Origin of the sequence: Segatella hominis (assembly GCF_019249725.2) — a bacterium.
Taxonomy (GTDB): domain Bacteria; phylum Bacteroidota; class Bacteroidia; order Bacteroidales; family Bacteroidaceae; genus Prevotella.
In genome coordinates, this window is record NZ_CP137559.1 from 1,776,722 (window position 1) to 1,793,942 (window position 17,221).

Genomic DNA, 17,221 nt, shown 5'->3' on the forward strand with positions numbered 1-17,221 from the left:
TAAGTTATTATTTTCTCCGTGCAAAATTACGATTTTTCTCTCAAAGAATAAAAAGTTTTAGGGATTTATTTTGTATTTATCGCAATTTGCACTATCTTTTGATAAGATAGGCGGCATCTCAACAATAAAAAATCAAAAAATATTCATTTTTATTTTTGTATTGTCTTCGATTTGCACTATCTTTGCACCACAAAAGGAATAAATATAATGAAAATCAAGACATTTTTAATCATCGGATTTGCCACCTTGGCCATGCTTTCCTGCCATCGTGGTCCCAAGCCACCGGTATCTCAGCAGAACTTGCCCATCAGCATGTCAAAACCAGCCAAGGGCGACAAAGCTATCTACGGACTTGCCTGCATGGGATGCACAGACTCCGTAGTAATCATACTCCCCAATCAGGGTGGCGATCCTGTAAAATATAATATTCTCGAAGCCAACCGCAACCGCCAGGTATTTGGCAACATCGAAGTGGGCGACTGGATCTGCATCATCCCTGCCAAGGAAAAAAATAAGGCAAGCATGGTCATCGACCTCGACAAGCTGAAAGCCACCTGGACCTATCAGGTGATGCCTCATCTCAGAGATGTCACCCACCTCTCCAAGAGGCAGCAGCAGCGCATTCTCGCCAATATGCCCGACAGCATCGTGGAAACCTACATGATTCCGCGCGAATACGGATTTACGCTCAAGCGAATGGGAGAAGCACGCTCCGTGGGAATGGTGGCGACCAACAGTTCGGTAGAGGACGACAGTCCTGTGGAATATCCTAAAGTTCCCCTTTACACAGAGTGGCACGCCTACAACGGCAAGCTGATCTTAGTGAAAGGAAGATACGAGTTTAACAATGTCGTTTTCAACGAGAAGACCACCTACGACACGCTTTCTTTCGTCTATATGAAGGATGATTCGCTCGCTCTCCGTGATTCTCGGGGCAATATCCAGAGCTATCACCGCAAGGCCAATGCGCGCACTGCCAATGCCGCAGCCCAGAATGCAGCCCAGAAAGCAGCGGAAAAAATCAAGGAAGAACTCAAATAAAGTTCATGCGTTCATCGCTTGAAATCTGAGAGAAATCCTTGAAACAAGACTAAACGAGATGGAGAATTTCCGAAAAATGAGTAATACGACGGAGGCGTTCATGTTCGAACTCCTCCGTTTTTTCATGCGCCCATATCGTATGAAATGGGATATGAATGGCAGAAGCTCCTATCTTGAGGGCAGGCGCAATGTCGCTCTTGAAACTGTTGCCCACCATCACCAATTCCTCCGGCAGCACGCCCAACTCACGACAAAGTCGGCGATAAGCTTCCGGTTTCTTGTCGCTCACGATGCTCACCACATCAAAATATCGCTGCAGTCCCGATCGCCAGAGTTTATTCTCCTGATCCTGCAGTTCGCCCTTGGTAAAGACCGCCAACTTATATTCCGTCTTTCTGAGTTTTGCCAGAGTCTCCTCCACCTCTTCGAGCGGTTTGGCATCCAGTCTCAGCAGCGTCTTTCCCAATTCCACCGCTCTGCCTATCACGCGGGCAGGCACCTTTCCGTCGCTCACCTTGATGGCATTTTCCACTAATGAGATGGTGAACGCCTTGACGCCATATCCCAAGTCCTCCATGTTTCCCCCCTCCGTCTCAAAGAGCGCAGCAGAGATTTCCTCCTTGCTTCCATAGTCAGAAAGCAAGTCACAGTACTCAGCCTCCACTTCCTCGAAGTAAGTCTGCAAGGCCCAGAGGGTGTCGTCGGCATCAAAAGCGATTGCCTTGATATGATCCAGTTTTTTCATATTTCTCATTTCTCATTTCTAATTTGTAATTTCTCATTATATAAGAACCCCATCTGCAAAAATAATACTTTTCCCCGAACTGACAAAGAAAAACGCACAACAATCTGCTAAAAGCGACTGCTGCACGTCCGTCATTCATTCAAACTTAATAGAGAATTACTTTTCAGAACCAAAAGTTATTATTTATATCAGAATATGATCTTTTTAGAAACGAGTCATAAACTCTACTACAATCTTGTCCTTCTCAGAAGTCTTGGCCACACCGCCGTTGCGATAGAAATACTTCTCGTAGTTGATACGGATGTCAGAGATGAAAGGCTTGGCAAGACTGAGCGTCACACCACCAGTCACACGATGGCGCTTATAGTCGTTGATTTTCAACACGCCAGGGTCCTCATCCGTAGCCCCATATCGGGTGCCATCACTGTGGTCGCTCATGAAATCATATCTTACCAATGGAGAAACCTTCCTGATCAGACATTTCTGGTTGGCCACCGGAATATCATAACATACAAACCCGTCAAAGGCGTGCACATCATGAAACGCATTCTTGGAATAATGCTTGAAGAGATACTCCACCTCAGCGATCAGACCGCCACGATGGAAGGTAATACCCGCATCATACATATTGACGGTCACGTCAGAAGGCTTGATTTTCTGCGTACTCAGCACGAGATTCACATTCGGGAAGAGGAACTGCGCCTTGGCAGAATAGTTGATGCCCTTGGTCCAGTAATCCTTCTGGTTGGTAAGACCGGAGCCGTTGAACACACCCGCATTCACGATGATAGGGAACCCCACGTTCCAGGTATAACCCACCTCAGCACCGACATCACGCACATTACCCACCTGCTTGGCGATAAACGAGCGGTTGGCGAAATACTGCTGATGAGGCGAGCGGTGCGCATCGATGGTGAAAGGCACACGTTCCTGACCGATAGTAAACTGGAGCGTACTCCATGGTTTGATACGGGTATAAGCATCGAGCATCTTGATTTTGCCCTCATCGCAGAGGTCGATTTCCGCCTTGTAGCTCACCTGCTTGGTCACATTACCAGTCACATTGATACGGGCAGTTCTCACTTCGAAGCGTCCCTCCCCTTCCTCGGTCTGGAATTCGTACTTCGAGCGTATCGTACCGCCAATCTTCGGAGTACAGTCAACCTCCTTCTTTTCATCCTGAGCAAACACCGCTGCAGACATCATAGCGCAGAGCAGCAGGGCCATTGTCTTCTTCTTCATATTCACATTATTAATATATTAGCACACATCATGAGGCCATAGCCTTTATTCGGGTGCAAAGATACGAAGAATATATTTCTAACTTACGACACGGCTGTTACAAAATGATGAAGAAAAAGAAATCAGCCATAAATTATAGCAGTTTTAAAAAACACAAAAACAACGAGATGATTTGCTTATTCCAAATATTTATACTAACTTTGCGACAAAATAAAAATATATAAGGAGAATCGCTCATGGATAGTAATATCACAAAGAAGAAAAATGCCAAGCGCGAATACATTTATCGCAAGCGCATCCCTTACGGAATCATGAACTTCGTTACCGTGAGAAGAGACGACTGCTATTATGTAGATAAGACAGATTTTATAGAAGAAATAGAAAGATCCAACATGTATTTCTTCTATATCCGCCCTCGTCGTTTCGGCAAGAGCCTTACCCTCTCCATGCTCAAACAGTATTACGACATCAATATGGCTGACAGGTTTGAGGAACTGTTTGGAGGATTGTATATCGGCGAGAATCCTACACCTGAACATAATACCTATCTGATTATCTCGCTCAACTTTGCCGTGGTGGATGCCAATCTTGAGAATTACAAGAAGGGACTCGATGCACATTGCAACACAGAGTTTAATTACTTCTGCGATGTGTATGCACAATATCTGCCTGCCAACATCAAAGAAGAGATGAACAGGAAGGATGGCGCAGTAGAACAGTTGGACTATCTTTGCAAGGAATGTAAGAAGACAGGACAGAAAGTGTATCTCTTTATTGATGAGTACGACCATTTCACGAATACTATCCTGGCAGAACCAGACTGTCTCAACAATTATCAGGCAGAAACTCATGGCATGGGTTATCTCCGTAAGTTCTTCGACACCATCAAGTCGGCTACCGATTCCACCTTAGAGCGAGTTTTCGTAACGGGCGTCAGTCCTATTACCATGGATGATCTGACCAGCGGTTTCAACATCGGCACCAACTATTCCCTTTCATACGAGTTCAACGAGATGACGGGCTTCACGGAAGAAGAGGTGCGCGAAATGCTCACTTACTATACCGAAACCCTCCATCTCCACAACTACACCGTGGATGAATTGATAGACCTGATGAAGCCATGGTACGATAACTATTGTTTTGCAAAGGATTCATACGGCGAAACCACCATGTACAATTCCAACATGGTGCTCTATTTCATCGATAATTATATCAGAAACCGAGGAAGACTTCCTAAGAATATGATAGAGGAAAACATCCGACTGGATTACAACAAGCTCCGTATGCTCATCCGCAAGGACAAGGAGTTTGCCCACGATGCCTCTATCATCCAGCAACTGGTAGAAAACGGCTTTGTGGCTGGCGAGCTCAAGACCGGCTTTCCTGCCGAGCAGATAGGCGACCCGGATAATTTCGTGAGTCTGCTCTACTACTTCGGAATGGTTACCATCGCAGGAAATTATCAGGGAAAGACCAAGTTCGTGATACCAAATAAAGTAGCGCGAAAGCAGCTGTTCAATTTCCTCCTCGCAAACCACCACGCAGCTACACAAGATTATCATAGTGTATAAAAGCACGGAAATGGTGGTTTGCGAGGAAGTGAAATAATCACAAGGCGTACGCTCCTCTGAATGAGGACGTACGCCTTGTTTATTTATTCCCCACTCCCTTTCTCAATATATTGTGAATATTCCTTCTTCACATCGAAGCAAGGACAGGCTTTGGCGGAAAACTCGTTGTGACCATGGATGGTGAATACAGGGAATAATTTTGACCAGAAATGACTTTGACCAAATGACCGATCGTAGTATGCATCGTCAAGAGACGTTTTGGTGATTTATGGCAACTGAACCTAATATCTATATATTTTTAGTTAAATAACGTTATCAAAAAGTTACACTTTGAGAAATAATTTGTATTTTTGTCATCAAAAAAAAGAATCATAATGACAAAAGACCAATTTCCAATTCGATTACATGAAGCAAGAATGATGATGAGACTAAGCATGGATAAGCTGGTAGAGCGAACAGGCGGAGCCATCACCAAGCAGAGTATATCTCGGTATGAAAGAGGCATCATGCGCCCAAAGAGACCAGCATTGTTGGCCTTGGCTAATGCCCTGCGCATCAGTGAAAAATATTTTTGGGGAACCAATATAGACATAGATATGCCTACGCTACGAACAAATGCCAATGGCAAAATGTCTGAAAAAGAACTGTTGGCATTGGAAGCCAAACTTTCTTTTTGGGCAGAGCAATATTTAGAGAAGGAGCATGAAGCAGGTTTCAGTTCCACCTTTAAGAATCCCGTTTTAGGGACGAAGATCTCTACTTTGGAGGATGCGATACAGGCAGCAGACCTTTTACGAGAGAAATGGCGTTGCGGTGACGGTCCCATAGCAAGTGTTCTTCGGTTATTAGAGAGAAAAGGAATCAAGGTGATGTCTGCAGAATTGCCAGAATTTGTTTATGGATTAAGCACCTGGGCAAATCACAGATACCCTCTGATCGTACTTGATATGAGACCAAGCAAGACTACGGTAGAAAAGCTTCGTTATACAGCCATGCATGAGTTGGCTCATTTGCTCTTTACATTTCCCGACAATCCTTCATTATCTTTGGAGAAGCGTTGTGATTTGTTTGCAGGTTACTTTATTTTCCCCAAGAAGACATATATAGAAGAGATGGGAGGAGCAAAAAGGATGAATATTTCCTTGGAAGAAATGATAGATCTTAAGAATGTCTATGGTTTATCACTTCGTGCTTTGATTCTCAGTGCTCGTGACTTTGGCATTATAGAAACAGAATACAAACGATGGTGGTATGCTGAGTATCTGGAAGATAATCCTTGGGAATCTGGCTTAGGACATTACGCTTATCCAGAAACGATAGGTAGAGAAAAAAGAGTGGAAACAATAATAAAATACAAAAAAGATGAAGTTTAAAATCACATTAAAAATAAATAGAAAATTTGGTGACTTGCTGCCCTTTAATTATCAGTACGAGCAGTCGGCAGTCATTTATCGCATATTGGCGCAAGCTGATACGCAATATTCATCATGGCTTCATGAAAATGGCTATCTCTTACATGAAAGAAAGAGGTTTAAGCTATTTTGTTATTCACCCTTCATCTTTGAGAAAGTAAGACCTTTGCCAGAAGCAGGGTGTTTGAAAATCATTGGTGAAAGAGCAGTATGGTACATTAGTTTCATACCGGAAAAAAGTACTTTAGAGTTCATTCAAGGTATATTTGCACATCAAAGCTTTACTATTGGCAATAAGAAATATCAAGTTGCTTTCGATGTTGTTGGAGTAGAGGCTATACCAATGCCACAATTATCAGAAGAAATGATTTTTCAAGCTCAGTCTCCTATTTGTGTTAAGCTTCATGAAAATAACAAAACGCAATATTTGTCTCCTGACAATCCTATGTTTGCTGAAGGCATATTAAAGGGATTGAAAGCAAGATATGAGAGCATTCATGGTCAGCCATTAAATATGGAAGATAAGGAGTTTTCATTTGAATTGATTGATAAAAAGGTCAAGTCAAAGTTGGTAACAATAAAAGCCAGTACTCCATACGAATCAAGAGTACGTGGATATCTCTGCTCCTTCCGCATGAAAGCACCTCTGGAATTGATGAAGATAGCTTATGAAGGAGGAGTCGGAGAACAATGTTCACAGGGATTTGGATTTATAAAAATGAAAGAATAGACTTATGAAACAAGATATAAAAACATTGATTATGAATGGCTTTTTAAGCCCACGGGGGATCCGTTTGTTGATGCTGGAGGCTATGCTTTAGAAGAGTTTTCTCATTATTATCCTGATGCAAATTTGATGGATTTAATCGAGAAAGCTGCAAGTATATATGTGAATAAATGGGGAGGTAAAGTTCATGCTTTCTTTTTAAATTCCCCTATTACCCAAACAGCTTTTAAAGGAAAAGAAAAAATAGAAACATTAAAATATTACCAATCTCTTATTAATAATGTAAACGGCAAGCAAGGCTTTTGTCGTATAACAGGAAGATATGGTTATGTTTTTGTTGCTGGACGTAATAATTCTATTTTGACAGGTTCTGGTACATATGTTAACTTTCATCATGATTTTCAAAATGGAATAATGGTATCTAAAGAAATTATCATAAGGTGCTTTTTCTTACCATTAGCTTGTGAACAACTCCAAGGACGTATATCATTGTTGAATTGCAGTAATCCTGAAATAACAGCTTTTTTTGCAGAGTTAGTTTGTAGGCGAAATATGGAAGCGATTAACAACAACATTTCTAAGTCTGTATTTAAATCGAAATCAGCATCAACAAGTACTGCTTTATTTAGATTTGTGGATGAGGTTTTAAGGAATAAAACTATACAATTTGAGGAACATATGCAATGTGATTTACGAATGTATCTTTATACTAATTTTGGAGCTTCTCCAGATTTGCAGATTATTTCTTTGCCTTTTCCAATTTGGCATTTCTACAGATTTGTAATGAAAAGCAAATATTGTGATAATTGGCGCGATTTTGTCTCGCAGTATTATTATATAAAAGGCGGAAAGTATATTTCAAATGGTGAATATAACTTGATAGTAGGAAAAGAAGTTAAAAAAGTAACAGAGAATGACTTTAAATACTGGGATAATAAGATTTACAAAAATCTTATAAATGGAAAATCCATTCTTCCAGAAATGTTAGTTTATTCAAAAAAAGAAATTTTAGATTTTAATATTGTAAAAATTTACGCTATAAAAATAAGAAAAATGAAAGTTGAAACAATAGAAAAAATTAATCAAATGGCCGACTTTATTATTGCCAATAACGATGATAGAAATATTGGAAAGGCTATGACGAAACTAAATGCTGTAACGAACTCATTCTTGTTAAGACGTTTTATCTTGATATAGTGAAGCCTAATTATGATGGAGAACATGAAGAGGCTATAGTTACAGTCAAAGATTATGTTGAATATCTCTTTCCTGATTCCGATTCTTGGAAAGAAATGAGGGATGTTTTATTGATAGCAATTTATGAAAGATTGCATAAATTAAAGAAGAAAGTAAATATAGAAGATAACAAAGAATTATAAAAACTATTTAATTATGATGAAAGAAAATATAAAAGTACAAGGCTATGTTCTATTGGATGTAGATGTAGTAGCATTAAACAATGCAGGTAAGGACACTATGTCAAATTTTGACAATGCAGTAAAGACTAAGTCTATATATAAGAATGGACTTAATTTTGTCTATGTTTCAGGGCAGGCTTGGCGATTTTGGTGGAGAGAAGCTTTGCAAAAGAACGTTGGCTGGACGTTGTCACCAGTAATAAGAGATAAGAATATTGCATTTACCACTGCTGATCCTTTGACATATCCAGACGATGATATCTTTGGATATATGAGAGCTGCAACTGAAGAGTATGAAGAGAAGGGTAAGAAAAAAACAAGAAACATAACTGTTACACGTGTCTCTCCACTAAAAAATTCAGCTTTGATTTCTGTTGCTTCTGTTCGCCCTGTTTCAAATTGGTCAAGTATGGCACGTCAGAATGGGGATTCTGTTCCATATGCTCGTCAAGAATACAGTGCAATCATGAAAGGTATGTTTTCTTTGGATGTAGATATGGTTGGTACTTTCTCTGACTATAATCGCTCTGGATACAAAAATATTTCAGAGACCTTAAAGGAAAAAGCAATCAAAGAAGGTGCATCTGAAATTATAGATCCATTTGGTACAGGTAAGTTAGTTCGTCTTCCATTAGCTGTTCGTCAGAAACGAATCGTCGATACTGTTCTATCATTAAAAAATATCTCTGGTGGAGCAATGCAGACAAATAATATGGGAGACGTAACTCCTAAATTTATAGTCTTGGCTTCTATGAATACGGGTAATCATCCCTTCTCGCATATCGCAATATCACGTGGTGAGAGAGATGAACAGGCTTTATTGAATGTCACAGGCTTGCGAGAAGTTTTGAATGAATACAAGGATAATTTTATAGGAAAAGTTTTTATTGGTCGCAGAAGCGGTTTCTTTGATGATTATGATAAAGAACTGAAAGAATTGGCAGATGATTATAAGGATAGAATCGAATATCTGCCAGTAAATGCGGCAATAGATAAATTTTCCGAACAATTAAAATTCCAAATAAGATAGCATGAGAATATATCGTATAGAAATAACATCGTGGACAGCAAGTTTCAGATATCCTAATATTATATCAGGGTATCAACCAACTTTATGTGTTCCACCACTGAGTACGGTATTGGGATTGATTAATGCATGTGCAGGAAAGTATTTGAATTTTAAGAACGAAGAAATTGGTTACTATTTTGACTATCAGTCTAAATCAGAAGATTTAGAAACAATATATCAAATAGAATCAAAAGATGGAGTGCCAAAGAAAGAAGTCAAATCAAATGTTTTAAGAAGAGAATTCCTTTATGGTTGTAGACTATTTGTTTATCTCAAGAAAACAAAACTAGTGGATTATTTCAAACAGCCTTTTTTTCAACTTCTTCTTGGTAGAAGCAATGATTTGGCAACAATTTGTTCTATATCAGAGCGAGATTTACATGAGAAGAAAAATGCGTCCAAAATAAGAGGACAAATAGTTCCTTTTATTGGGCATTTTCTTCCTGGAACAATTCAAGCTTTACCTCAATACTTTACGAATGTGTTGCCGCGTGAGAATATTGGAACCCAACCATACTCTGTCATAAATTATGATGCTGATGATTTCGATACATCATTAACAGCTTATACAGATTTGATTGATAACAAAGAAATTGATATTTATTTTCACAAATTGAATTTTGGAGACGAATAAGATTATAAATAATGCGAAATCTTTGGTTCTGGCTAAGTCAGAACCAAAGATTTCTCTGGAGCAACATATAGATGATTGCTTACATATTTGTTGCCAATTAAAAGAAGCTCTTCCTGATATAACTGTGCGCTATGGTATGGAATTTTGGAAAGCGTTAAGAACGGCAATCATTTTGCATGATACAGGCAAATCACATGTTGAATTCCAAAAGTATCTTTTGGGAAAGAACAATGAATGGTATCATCAGCGTCATGAAATGTTTTCTGTGTATTTTGCACAAAATTCTGATAGTAGAGATATTCTTGGTAGTGGAGGTTTGTTGGCTATTTTAGGACATCATAAATCTTTGAAAGATTTGTATGATTTTATTGATAAAAATTATACAAAAGATGAATGGTGCTTAGAAGATGACGGATTGGATTACAATGACGAATGTAAAAAGCTGAATTCTCCCTTTGTTTGGAATTTGATGAAGCAATATGATATTGAGCAAAAGACACATTGTCCAATAGACCTAAAAAAAATTATAAAGAGTTACATCCGAAACGCAAAAGGATTACTGCATGAGCAAACAATAGAAAACATATTGTTAGTAGGTGCACTCAAACAATGTGATCATTTAGCCTCTGCAGGAATCCAAAAGATTAACTGTATTGATTCGAGTGATTTTGCTTTCTTTGATAGAATTACATTTTATGATCATCAGAAATTAGCTGGTGATAAAGAGGGTAATGTTATTTTAACAGCGCCTACAGGTACAGGTAAGACTGAAGCGGCACTGAATTGGTTGCGGAAACAGATACATAGCAGGGGGATGGGAAGAGTATTTTATATTTTACCTTATACCGCCTCTATCAATGCTATGTATGAACGGCTTTTCTTTGATATTGGGAAGGACAAGGTAGGTTTGTTGCATAGCAAATTACTGCAATATCTTGATGCAAAATTTTCGAGTAGTTCATATGATTGTTCTAACATAAAGAAAATGGCAGAAAATTTCAAAACAATGGTGACTCCATTTAAAGTTACGACTCCATTTCAAATGTTAAAACATTTGTATGGGTTAAATGGCTTTGAAAAAGGACTTGTTGAATGGAGTGGAGCTTATTTTATAATAGATGAGATTCATGCCTATGATGCAAGAACATTTGCTCAACTTATTGTTCTACTTCATTTTGCAGTAAATCAGTTGGATGTTCGAGTTCATGTGATGACTGCGACATTGCCAACATATATGAAAAAAGAGTTGTTTGAAGTTTTACCCTCTTGCTATAATGTTGTGGCAAATCAAGAACTCTATGCGAGGCTTATACGTCACAAGATAGTGTTTAAAGAGGGGACGTTGTTAGATAACATTTATTTCATGCAAGAATGCATAGATAAGGGGCTTAAAGTACTTGTCGTATGTAATACTGTAGACGATGCCCAATATGTATTTCAATCATTGGATTCTGAAAACAAGGTCTTGCTTCATGGGCGTTTTTGTGCAAAAGATAGAAACGATAAGGAACTCTTGCTGAAAGAATCAGATATACGATTGTTGGTTGGAACACAAGCAATAGAAGTAAGCCTTGATATTGATTTCGATGTGCTTTTTACGTCACCAGCACCAATAGATGCACTTGTTCAACGTTTCGGTAGAATTAACCGAAAATGTAAGAAAGATATTTGCCCATGCTTCATATTTAGAGAGTCTGGCGAGAAGGATCACTTTATTTATAGAAACAAAGAGGTGATAGCTAGAACCATTTATGCATTTGATATGATTGTGGCAAATAATAATGGCGTTATCAAAGAGGATATCTTGCAGAAATATATAGACTATGTTTATCCAGACTGGGCAGAAGAAGACAAAATTGATTATGAGGATACTAAGCGAATTTTTGAAAAATTTATATCAGAAGAAATGGCTCCATTGGAATATAGTGAACAGAAAGAAGAGGATTACTATAAACAATTTGATGGATATAAAGTATTACCAATTTCATTGTCGGAAGAATACCAGCAATATCTTTTGGATTATGCTTTTGTTAAGGCTGAGTCGCTATTGGTGTCTGTGTCTACAAATCGTCTCAGATTACTTTTTTATAGTGGGCAAGCAGAATGGAAATCATTTGCTTATCCTGTAAAGGATAGCATTGAACATAAAAAGGAACTTGTTGTAAGAATACCTTATACATCAGAATTAGGACTACAATTTAATACAGATAACAATAATTCGTATTTTCAAGAGGATAATTACTTATGATAGTAACAGGTACTCATTTCAACTATTACCAGCTTTGCCATCGCAAACTATGGCTGTTTGCCAATGGTATCAACATGGAACAAGAATCAGACTTGGTCTATGAAGGAAAACTGGTGCATGAATCAAGTTATCCACAACGTACATCAAAGTATGAGGAAGTGGAGATTGATGGTATCAAAGTAGATTACTATGATGCCAAGAACAAGGTCATCCACGAGATAAAGAAATCTAATAAGGTGGATAAAGCTCATGAATGGCAACTGAAATATTACATGTATGTTTTCGAGCAACATGGAATTGATGGCGTGAAGGGCATCTTGGAATATCCTCTTTTGAGAAAGACAAAAGAAGTAATCTTGACAGATGTTGATAGAGATGACATTCAGGTTATATCTAAGGACATTATTAAGATAATCTCTCAAGATGTTTGCCCGTCTAAAGTTAAGAAAGGCATCTGTAAGAATTGTAGTTATTTCGATTTTTGTTATATAAACGAGTTGGAGGAAGAAGAATGAAAAGAAGTTTCTATCTGTTCAATCCAGGCATCATGGAACGCAGAGATAATACGCTGAAGTTCACGCCTGTTATCGTGAATGAAGATAATGAAGAAATCAAGCAGCAACCTCGATACATTCCTATTGAGGATGTTGCGGAACTGTATGCCTTTGGAAGTCTGCGGGCAAATAGCGCTTTGTTCAACTTTCTGGGACAGAAAGGTATTCCTGTCCACTTCTTCGACTATTATGAGAACTATACCGGAAGCTTCATGCCAAGGGAAAGTCTTCTTTCTGGCAAGGCGTTGTTGGCACAAACATCTGCGTACCAAAACAAGAAGAAAAGAGTTGAATTGGCTCGAAAATTCATTCAGGGAGCAGCTTGGAATATGGTTATGAACCTCAACTATTATAATCGTAGAGGAAAAGACCTGCAGGATATTATCGATACCATTAAGAGATTGAGTAATACTTTGCCAGATGCTAAGGCTGTAGATGAGATAATGGGAATTGAGGGAAATATCAGACAGGCTTATTATGCAGCATTCGATATTATTCTCGATGATTTCAACATGGGGGCAAGAACCAAGCAACCGCCAGAGAACGAGGTAAATGCTCTCATTTCTTTTGGCAACATGATGTGTTATACTGAAACTCTCCGGGCTGTTCATCAAACTCAGCTCAATCCAACGATAAGCTTTCTGCATACTCCAGGAGAAAGGCGTTTTTCACTATGTCTTGATATATCCGAGATCTTCAAGCCTATTATCGTGGATAGAGTCATCTTCAAGGTACTCAATAAGCATGCTTTAAGCACCAGTCATTTTGATAAGAAACTCAACAAATGTCTTTTGAACGAAAAGGGAAAGAAGATTTTTGTAAAAGCTATGGAAGAGCGATATGACGAGACATTCCGTCATCGTTCTTTGGGACGCAATGTAAGCTATAAGCATCTTATAAAACTTGAATGCTATAAGCTACTGAAAGATATTTTGGGAATAGAAGAATATAAACCTTTTAAAATGTATTGGTGATATGTATGTGATTATAGTTTACGATGTAGGTGAGAAGCGAGTTGGCAAAATGTTGAAGCTTTGCCGTCAGTATTTGTGTTGGATTCAGAACTCAGTTTTGGAGGGAGAATTATCTGAAGCTAAACTTCGTGAATTGCAAATGAAGATGAAAGCTATCATTGATGAATCCGAGGATAGTGTCATTGTTTTCACCAATAAAATGGGGTATAATATGAACAAACAGATTCTTGGAAAAGAAAGAATGACTACCGATAATTTCTTATAAAGAGTTGTCGATGTGGTTCTATTTTGCCGTTTTGAGTTCGGCAAAACCTCCGAAAGTGTTCTTTGACTTATTGAAACCTCCATAAATAGGCAGGTTGTCGTAAGGCCGCAGAAAAAATATCTTTAGGCATCGACATTTTTCTGAAGATTTTTTTGTATTTTTGCACCCGCAAACCTATAAAGTCTTCGGGGTTTGTATGCCTTAGACTTAACGGGTTTTAATCGTACCTTTATGGAATTGAAATAGATGGTAGCGAAGGGCGAAAAAGTGTACTTTGGGTTTTAATCGTACCTTTATGGAATTGAAATGTCGATGGCGAGCGCTGGCGATGGTTCGGACGGGAGTTTTAATCGTACCTTTATGGAATTGAAATACCGACCGCAGCAGCATAGCCAGGGGCACCGGGTGTTTTAATCGTACCTTTATGGAATTGAAATCAACGCAAATATATAGCTGATAGGTATCATTTACCGTTTTAATCGTACCTTTATGGAATTGAAATCTGCGCGCAAATCATGCACAAAAGAAACTAATGAGTTTTAATCGTACCTTTATGGAATTGAAATTGTAGGGATAATCTTGCTATCGTGCTGGTGGGTGTGTTTTAATCGTACCTTTATGGAATTGAAATCTGGCAGGAATGGTGGAATATAGGCGGTATCAAAGTTTTAATCGTACCTTTATGGAATTGAAATTGCGAAGACTGGAAGGCATTACTCCATCCTTCTTCATCGTTTTAATCGTACCTTTATGGAATTGAAATTTTGCCGAAGTCGGTACAACGGCGCACAACGGTTGTTTTAATCGTACCTTTATGGAATTGAAATAGCGTAGGGATTGTGTAGGGCTACATATCAGTTTGTTTTAATCGTACCTTTATGGAATTGAAATTAAATATCACCTGTAGGCGCCTGCTCAGTGGTAGCGTTTTAATCGTACCTTTATGGAATTGAAATTTCATGACGTTATTAGAGAGTGCTCGAACGATAAGTTTTAATCGTACCTTTATGGAATTGAAATGAAGAGGCAAGAAGAACACCGCTACACCGATGGTGGAGTTTTAATCGTACCTTTATGGAATTGAAATGTTTTATCTCTTTTAGGAAACTTCCAAGACCGAGAAGTTTTAATCGTACCTTTATGGAATTGAAATGTACGTATTTATAATAAGTATTTAGGCGATTATGTTGTTTTAATCGTACCTTTATGGAATTGAAATTGAATTGTTATTTCCGACTTTACATTTCACGTGAGTTTTAATCGTACCTTTATGGAATTGAAATTTGATATAGAAAAGCCGCTTTTGAACTTTAAATATGTTTTAATCGTACCTTTATGGAATTGAAATCCATTACCTTCCGTGAATATATCGCACGAATTTTCTGTTTTAATCGTACCTTTATGGAATTGAAATTATGAATATTCAAACCATCAGCAACCGTCTTATTAGTTTTAATCGTACCTTTATGGAATTGAAATTTTTTAAGGATATTGCCTACCGGCGGTTTTCTTTCGTTTTAATCGTACCTTTATGGAATTGAAATGATATTTAGAATTATACTGAGATTCTAAATCTATTGCGTTTTAATCGTACCTTTATGGAATTGAAATGGAGCAACTGAAAAAACATCAGAATGCGACAAGTCAGTTTTAATCGTACCTTTATGGAATTGAAATTCACGAGGATAGTTACGGTTTAATTTCCAAACATGTTTTAATCGTACCTTTATGGAATTGAAATATGCGAGCATAGGCTCGTAGATTGCTCGTAGATTGGTTTTAATCGTACCTTTATGGAATTGAAATTGGAGAGGTTTTACCGAAAGAGAGTGTCACGGATGAGTTTTAATCGTACCTTTATGGAATTGAAATCTACTACCCTCTGGCTTAACAACTTTGATGGCGAGTTTTAATCGTACCTTTATGAAATTGAAATTCAAATACTCGATCTCTTAAATTAAAGTCGAGCCAAGTTTTAATCGTACCTTTATGGAATTGAAATAGGGATATCTGCTCCACGCAGGGCTTGGAGGAAACGTTTTAATCGTACCTTTATGGAATTGAAATCTCTGTTGCTTCGCCATATCAGCAGACAAAAGAGAGTTTTAATCGTACCTTTATGGAATTGAAATTATCCGCTTGTGCAGGAAGTATATGCTCATTAGTAAGTTTTAATCGTACCTTTATGGAATTGAAATAGAATCAGGAAAGAATGTCGTACACTCAGGAAGCGTTTTAATCGTACCTTTATGGAATTGAAATTTGCTTAGTTATGGCTACCTTGGAGAAGTCCGCCAGTTTAATCGTACCTTTATGGCAAACCTTATTATATAGTCTTGGACGAGGTGCAACTTGTAGAAGAATTTGTGGAGGTGATTCTTAGCTTGACGCGAGTGTTGACGGTTGGACTCTTAGATTTTCTGACAGACAAGGATTTGTTGGAGCAAGGTTAATCGTCAATGCCGGCTAAATGACTATATGAGTTACTTAAAAGTCCCTTTTAATAATTGGTTCAATTCCAGTAGATTACCCTTTGGTATGCTTGAATACCCACTCCAAACGTTCGGTGGTATAGCTTTTCTTGCATACAAGAGTAAATAAGCGTGGCTACAAAACGAAGACTAAAGCCTCCTTGTAAACACGCTTTTATATTCTCTATATCCAACAAGGAACGTACCCTTGTTTATTTATTCCCCCACCCCCTTTCTCAAAATAGGGAGCTAATTCCTTCTTCACATCGAAACAAGGACAGGCTTTGGCAGAAAACTCGTTGTGACCGTGGATGGTCGCTTCGGGGAATTCCTCCTTCAGCTGACCGATGAGATCCAACAGGGCAGCCTTCTGGTCAATGTAGGTAAGCAAATTATCCAATGATAGCTTTAATCCAGATGATACCATTTCTTTCGGACAAAGCTGTATAATATCATAGGTAATAACCTTAGCATATTTCTATAGACAAAGTCTGATATATACAAGGTAAGTATCTATTATTAGTTGATTATCAATGTTATACGCTCTAAACGGTAGAAAAGTGGCAATATGGATTCTGTGTATATACGAAAAGCGTGAGATTTAACGTATTTAACTTTCGATTACATTAAAAACTACAGAATAGTGATCGGATGGGGCGTTTCAACCGCACCCATAATGTGACAAACAAGAGTTATCCAATGATATTTCAGGGGGTACGGTTGAAACTACTCCCTCAAAGGATGTGATTGCCAATCATCCCCTTTTATTCTATAAGTAAACATCGCACGATTCTTATCATATATTGTCTGAGCATCCATTGTGTTACTCGTTAGCAATATGAGAACGAGT

Annotated in this window: 14 protein-coding genes, 1 pseudogene and 1 CRISPR repeat array; of the genes and pseudogenes, 12 read left to right on the forward strand and 3 right to left on the reverse strand. The window is 38.2% G+C overall.

All coding sequences use genetic code 11. From position 1 onward, the window contains the following. Positions 1–207 precede the first annotated feature (207 nt). The gene (locus tag KUA50_RS07380; protein WP_218458030.1) at positions 208–1,041 is read left to right on the forward strand and encodes a lipocalin family protein; all 834 of its coding nucleotides are present in this window, start codon (positions 208–210) and stop codon (positions 1,039–1,041) included. Positions 1,042–1,090: 49 nt separating this feature from the next. Here KUA50_RS07380 and KUA50_RS07385 read toward each other — a convergent pair whose 3' ends face one another. After that, entirely contained in the window at positions 1,091–1,786 is a 696-nt protein-coding gene (locus KUA50_RS07385; RefSeq protein ID WP_022110868.1) for an HAD family hydrolase, read from the reverse strand. A gap of 204 nt (positions 1,787–1,990) precedes the next feature. Then, positions 1,991–2,992: a porin gene (locus KUA50_RS07390; protein ID WP_256624366.1), complete on the reverse strand. Its 1,002-nt coding sequence runs from the start codon at positions 2,990–2,992 to the stop codon at positions 1,991–1,993. Between the two features lie 272 nt (positions 2,993–3,264). Between KUA50_RS07390 and KUA50_RS07395 the strand changes: the two are divergent. From KUA50_RS07395 to cas2, 11 genes and pseudogenes are all read left to right on the forward strand, one after another. Next, positions 3,265–4,593: pseudogene (locus KUA50_RS07395) on the forward strand (AAA family ATPase); the annotation flags it as partial. A gap of 422 nt (positions 4,594–5,015) precedes the next feature. Then, entirely contained in the window at positions 5,016–5,972 is a 957-nt protein-coding gene (locus KUA50_RS07400) for a helix-turn-helix domain-containing protein (protein WP_218458033.1), read from the forward strand. Then, complete coding sequence (gene cas6, locus KUA50_RS07405) at positions 5,962–6,741, forward strand: CRISPR-associated endoribonuclease Cas6 (RefSeq protein ID WP_218458034.1); 780 nt, start codon at positions 5,962–5,964, stop codon at positions 6,739–6,741. The genes KUA50_RS07400 and cas6 overlap by 11 nt, the downstream gene beginning before the upstream one ends. Positions 6,742–6,864: 123 nt before the next feature. After that, positions 6,865–7,935 carry a hypothetical protein gene (locus KUA50_RS07410; RefSeq protein ID WP_218458035.1) on the forward strand — a complete coding sequence of 357 codons (1,071 nt, stop codon included), beginning with the start codon at positions 6,865–6,867 and terminating at the stop codon, positions 7,933–7,935. After that, complete coding sequence (locus KUA50_RS07415; RefSeq protein WP_218458036.1) at positions 7,935–8,117, forward strand: hypothetical protein; 183 nt, start codon at positions 7,935–7,937, stop codon at positions 8,115–8,117. Before KUA50_RS07410 ends, KUA50_RS07415 begins: the two co-directional genes overlap by 1 nt. A gap of 13 nt (positions 8,118–8,130) precedes the next feature. Beyond that, positions 8,131–9,186 (forward strand): type I-B CRISPR-associated protein Cas7/Cst2/DevR, encoded by a 1,056-nt coding sequence (cas7i, locus tag KUA50_RS07420; RefSeq protein WP_256624364.1) that lies wholly within the window; start codon positions 8,131–8,133, stop codon positions 9,184–9,186. 1 nt (position 9,187) lies between these two features. Then, on the forward strand, positions 9,188–9,859 hold the full coding sequence (gene cas5b, locus KUA50_RS07425) for a type I-B CRISPR-associated protein Cas5b (protein WP_218458037.1): 672 nt from the start codon (positions 9,188–9,190) through the stop codon (positions 9,857–9,859). Next, positions 9,846–12,107: a CRISPR-associated helicase Cas3' gene (cas3, locus tag KUA50_RS07430; protein WP_218458038.1), complete on the forward strand. Its 2,262-nt coding sequence runs from the start codon at positions 9,846–9,848 to the stop codon at positions 12,105–12,107. The genes cas5b and cas3 overlap by 14 nt, the downstream gene beginning before the upstream one ends. Further along, a complete protein-coding gene (gene cas4, locus KUA50_RS07435; RefSeq protein ID WP_117693555.1) occupies positions 12,104–12,622 on the forward strand; it encodes a CRISPR-associated protein Cas4 in 519 nt (172 codons plus the stop codon). Before cas3 ends, cas4 begins: the two co-directional genes overlap by 4 nt. Next, positions 12,619–13,635, forward strand: a complete 1,017-nt coding sequence (cas1b, locus tag KUA50_RS07440; protein WP_218458039.1) for a type I-B CRISPR-associated endonuclease Cas1b — start codon at positions 12,619–12,621, stop codon at positions 13,633–13,635. The genes cas4 and cas1b overlap by 4 nt, the downstream gene beginning before the upstream one ends. A 1-nt stretch (position 13,636) precedes the next feature. Continuing rightward, entirely contained in the window at positions 13,637–13,900 is a 264-nt protein-coding gene (cas2, locus tag KUA50_RS07445) for a CRISPR-associated endonuclease Cas2 (RefSeq protein WP_118119984.1), read from the forward strand. A 214-nt stretch (positions 13,901–14,114) separates the two neighbouring features. After that, a CRISPR array of direct repeats spans positions 14,115–16,162; the repeat unit is 30 nt; unit sequence GTTTTAATCGTACCTTTATGGAATTGAAAT. A gap of 393 nt (positions 16,163–16,555) precedes the next feature. Here cas2 and KUA50_RS07450 read toward each other — a convergent pair. Beyond that, a complete protein-coding gene (locus tag KUA50_RS07450; RefSeq protein ID WP_256624365.1) occupies positions 16,556–16,798 on the reverse strand; it encodes a hypothetical protein in 243 nt (80 codons plus the stop codon). Positions 16,799–17,221: the final 423 nt, after the last annotated feature.

Coding starts and splice junctions, on each gene's coding strand:
- cas7i (WP_256624364.1), top strand. CDS start 8,131: ATGATGAAAGAAAATATAAAAGTACAAGGCTATGTTCTATTGGATGTA.
- cas5b (WP_218458037.1), top strand. CDS start 9,188: ATGAGAATATATCGTATAGAAATAACATCGTGGACAGCAAGTTTCAGA.
- cas2 (WP_118119984.1), top strand. CDS start 13,637: ATGTATGTGATTATAGTTTACGATGTAGGTGAGAAGCGAGTTGGCAAA.
- cas1b (WP_218458039.1), top strand. CDS start 12,619: ATGAAAAGAAGTTTCTATCTGTTCAATCCAGGCATCATGGAACGCAGA.
- cas6 (WP_218458034.1), top strand. CDS start 5,962: ATGAAGTTTAAAATCACATTAAAAATAAATAGAAAATTTGGTGACTTG.
- KUA50_RS07450 (WP_256624365.1), bottom strand. CDS start 16,798: ATGGTATCATCTGGATTAAAGCTATCATTGGATAATTTGCTTACCTAC.
- KUA50_RS07400 (WP_218458033.1), top strand. CDS start 5,016: ATGATGATGAGACTAAGCATGGATAAGCTGGTAGAGCGAACAGGCGGA.
- KUA50_RS07380 (WP_218458030.1), top strand. CDS start 208: ATGAAAATCAAGACATTTTTAATCATCGGATTTGCCACCTTGGCCATG.
- KUA50_RS07390 (WP_256624366.1), bottom strand. CDS start 2,992: ATGATGTCTGCAGCGGTGTTTGCTCAGGATGAAAAGAAGGAGGTTGAC.
- KUA50_RS07385 (WP_022110868.1), bottom strand. CDS start 1,786: ATGAAAAAACTGGATCATATCAAGGCAATCGCTTTTGATGCCGACGAC.
- cas4 (WP_117693555.1), top strand. CDS start 12,104: ATGATAGTAACAGGTACTCATTTCAACTATTACCAGCTTTGCCATCGC.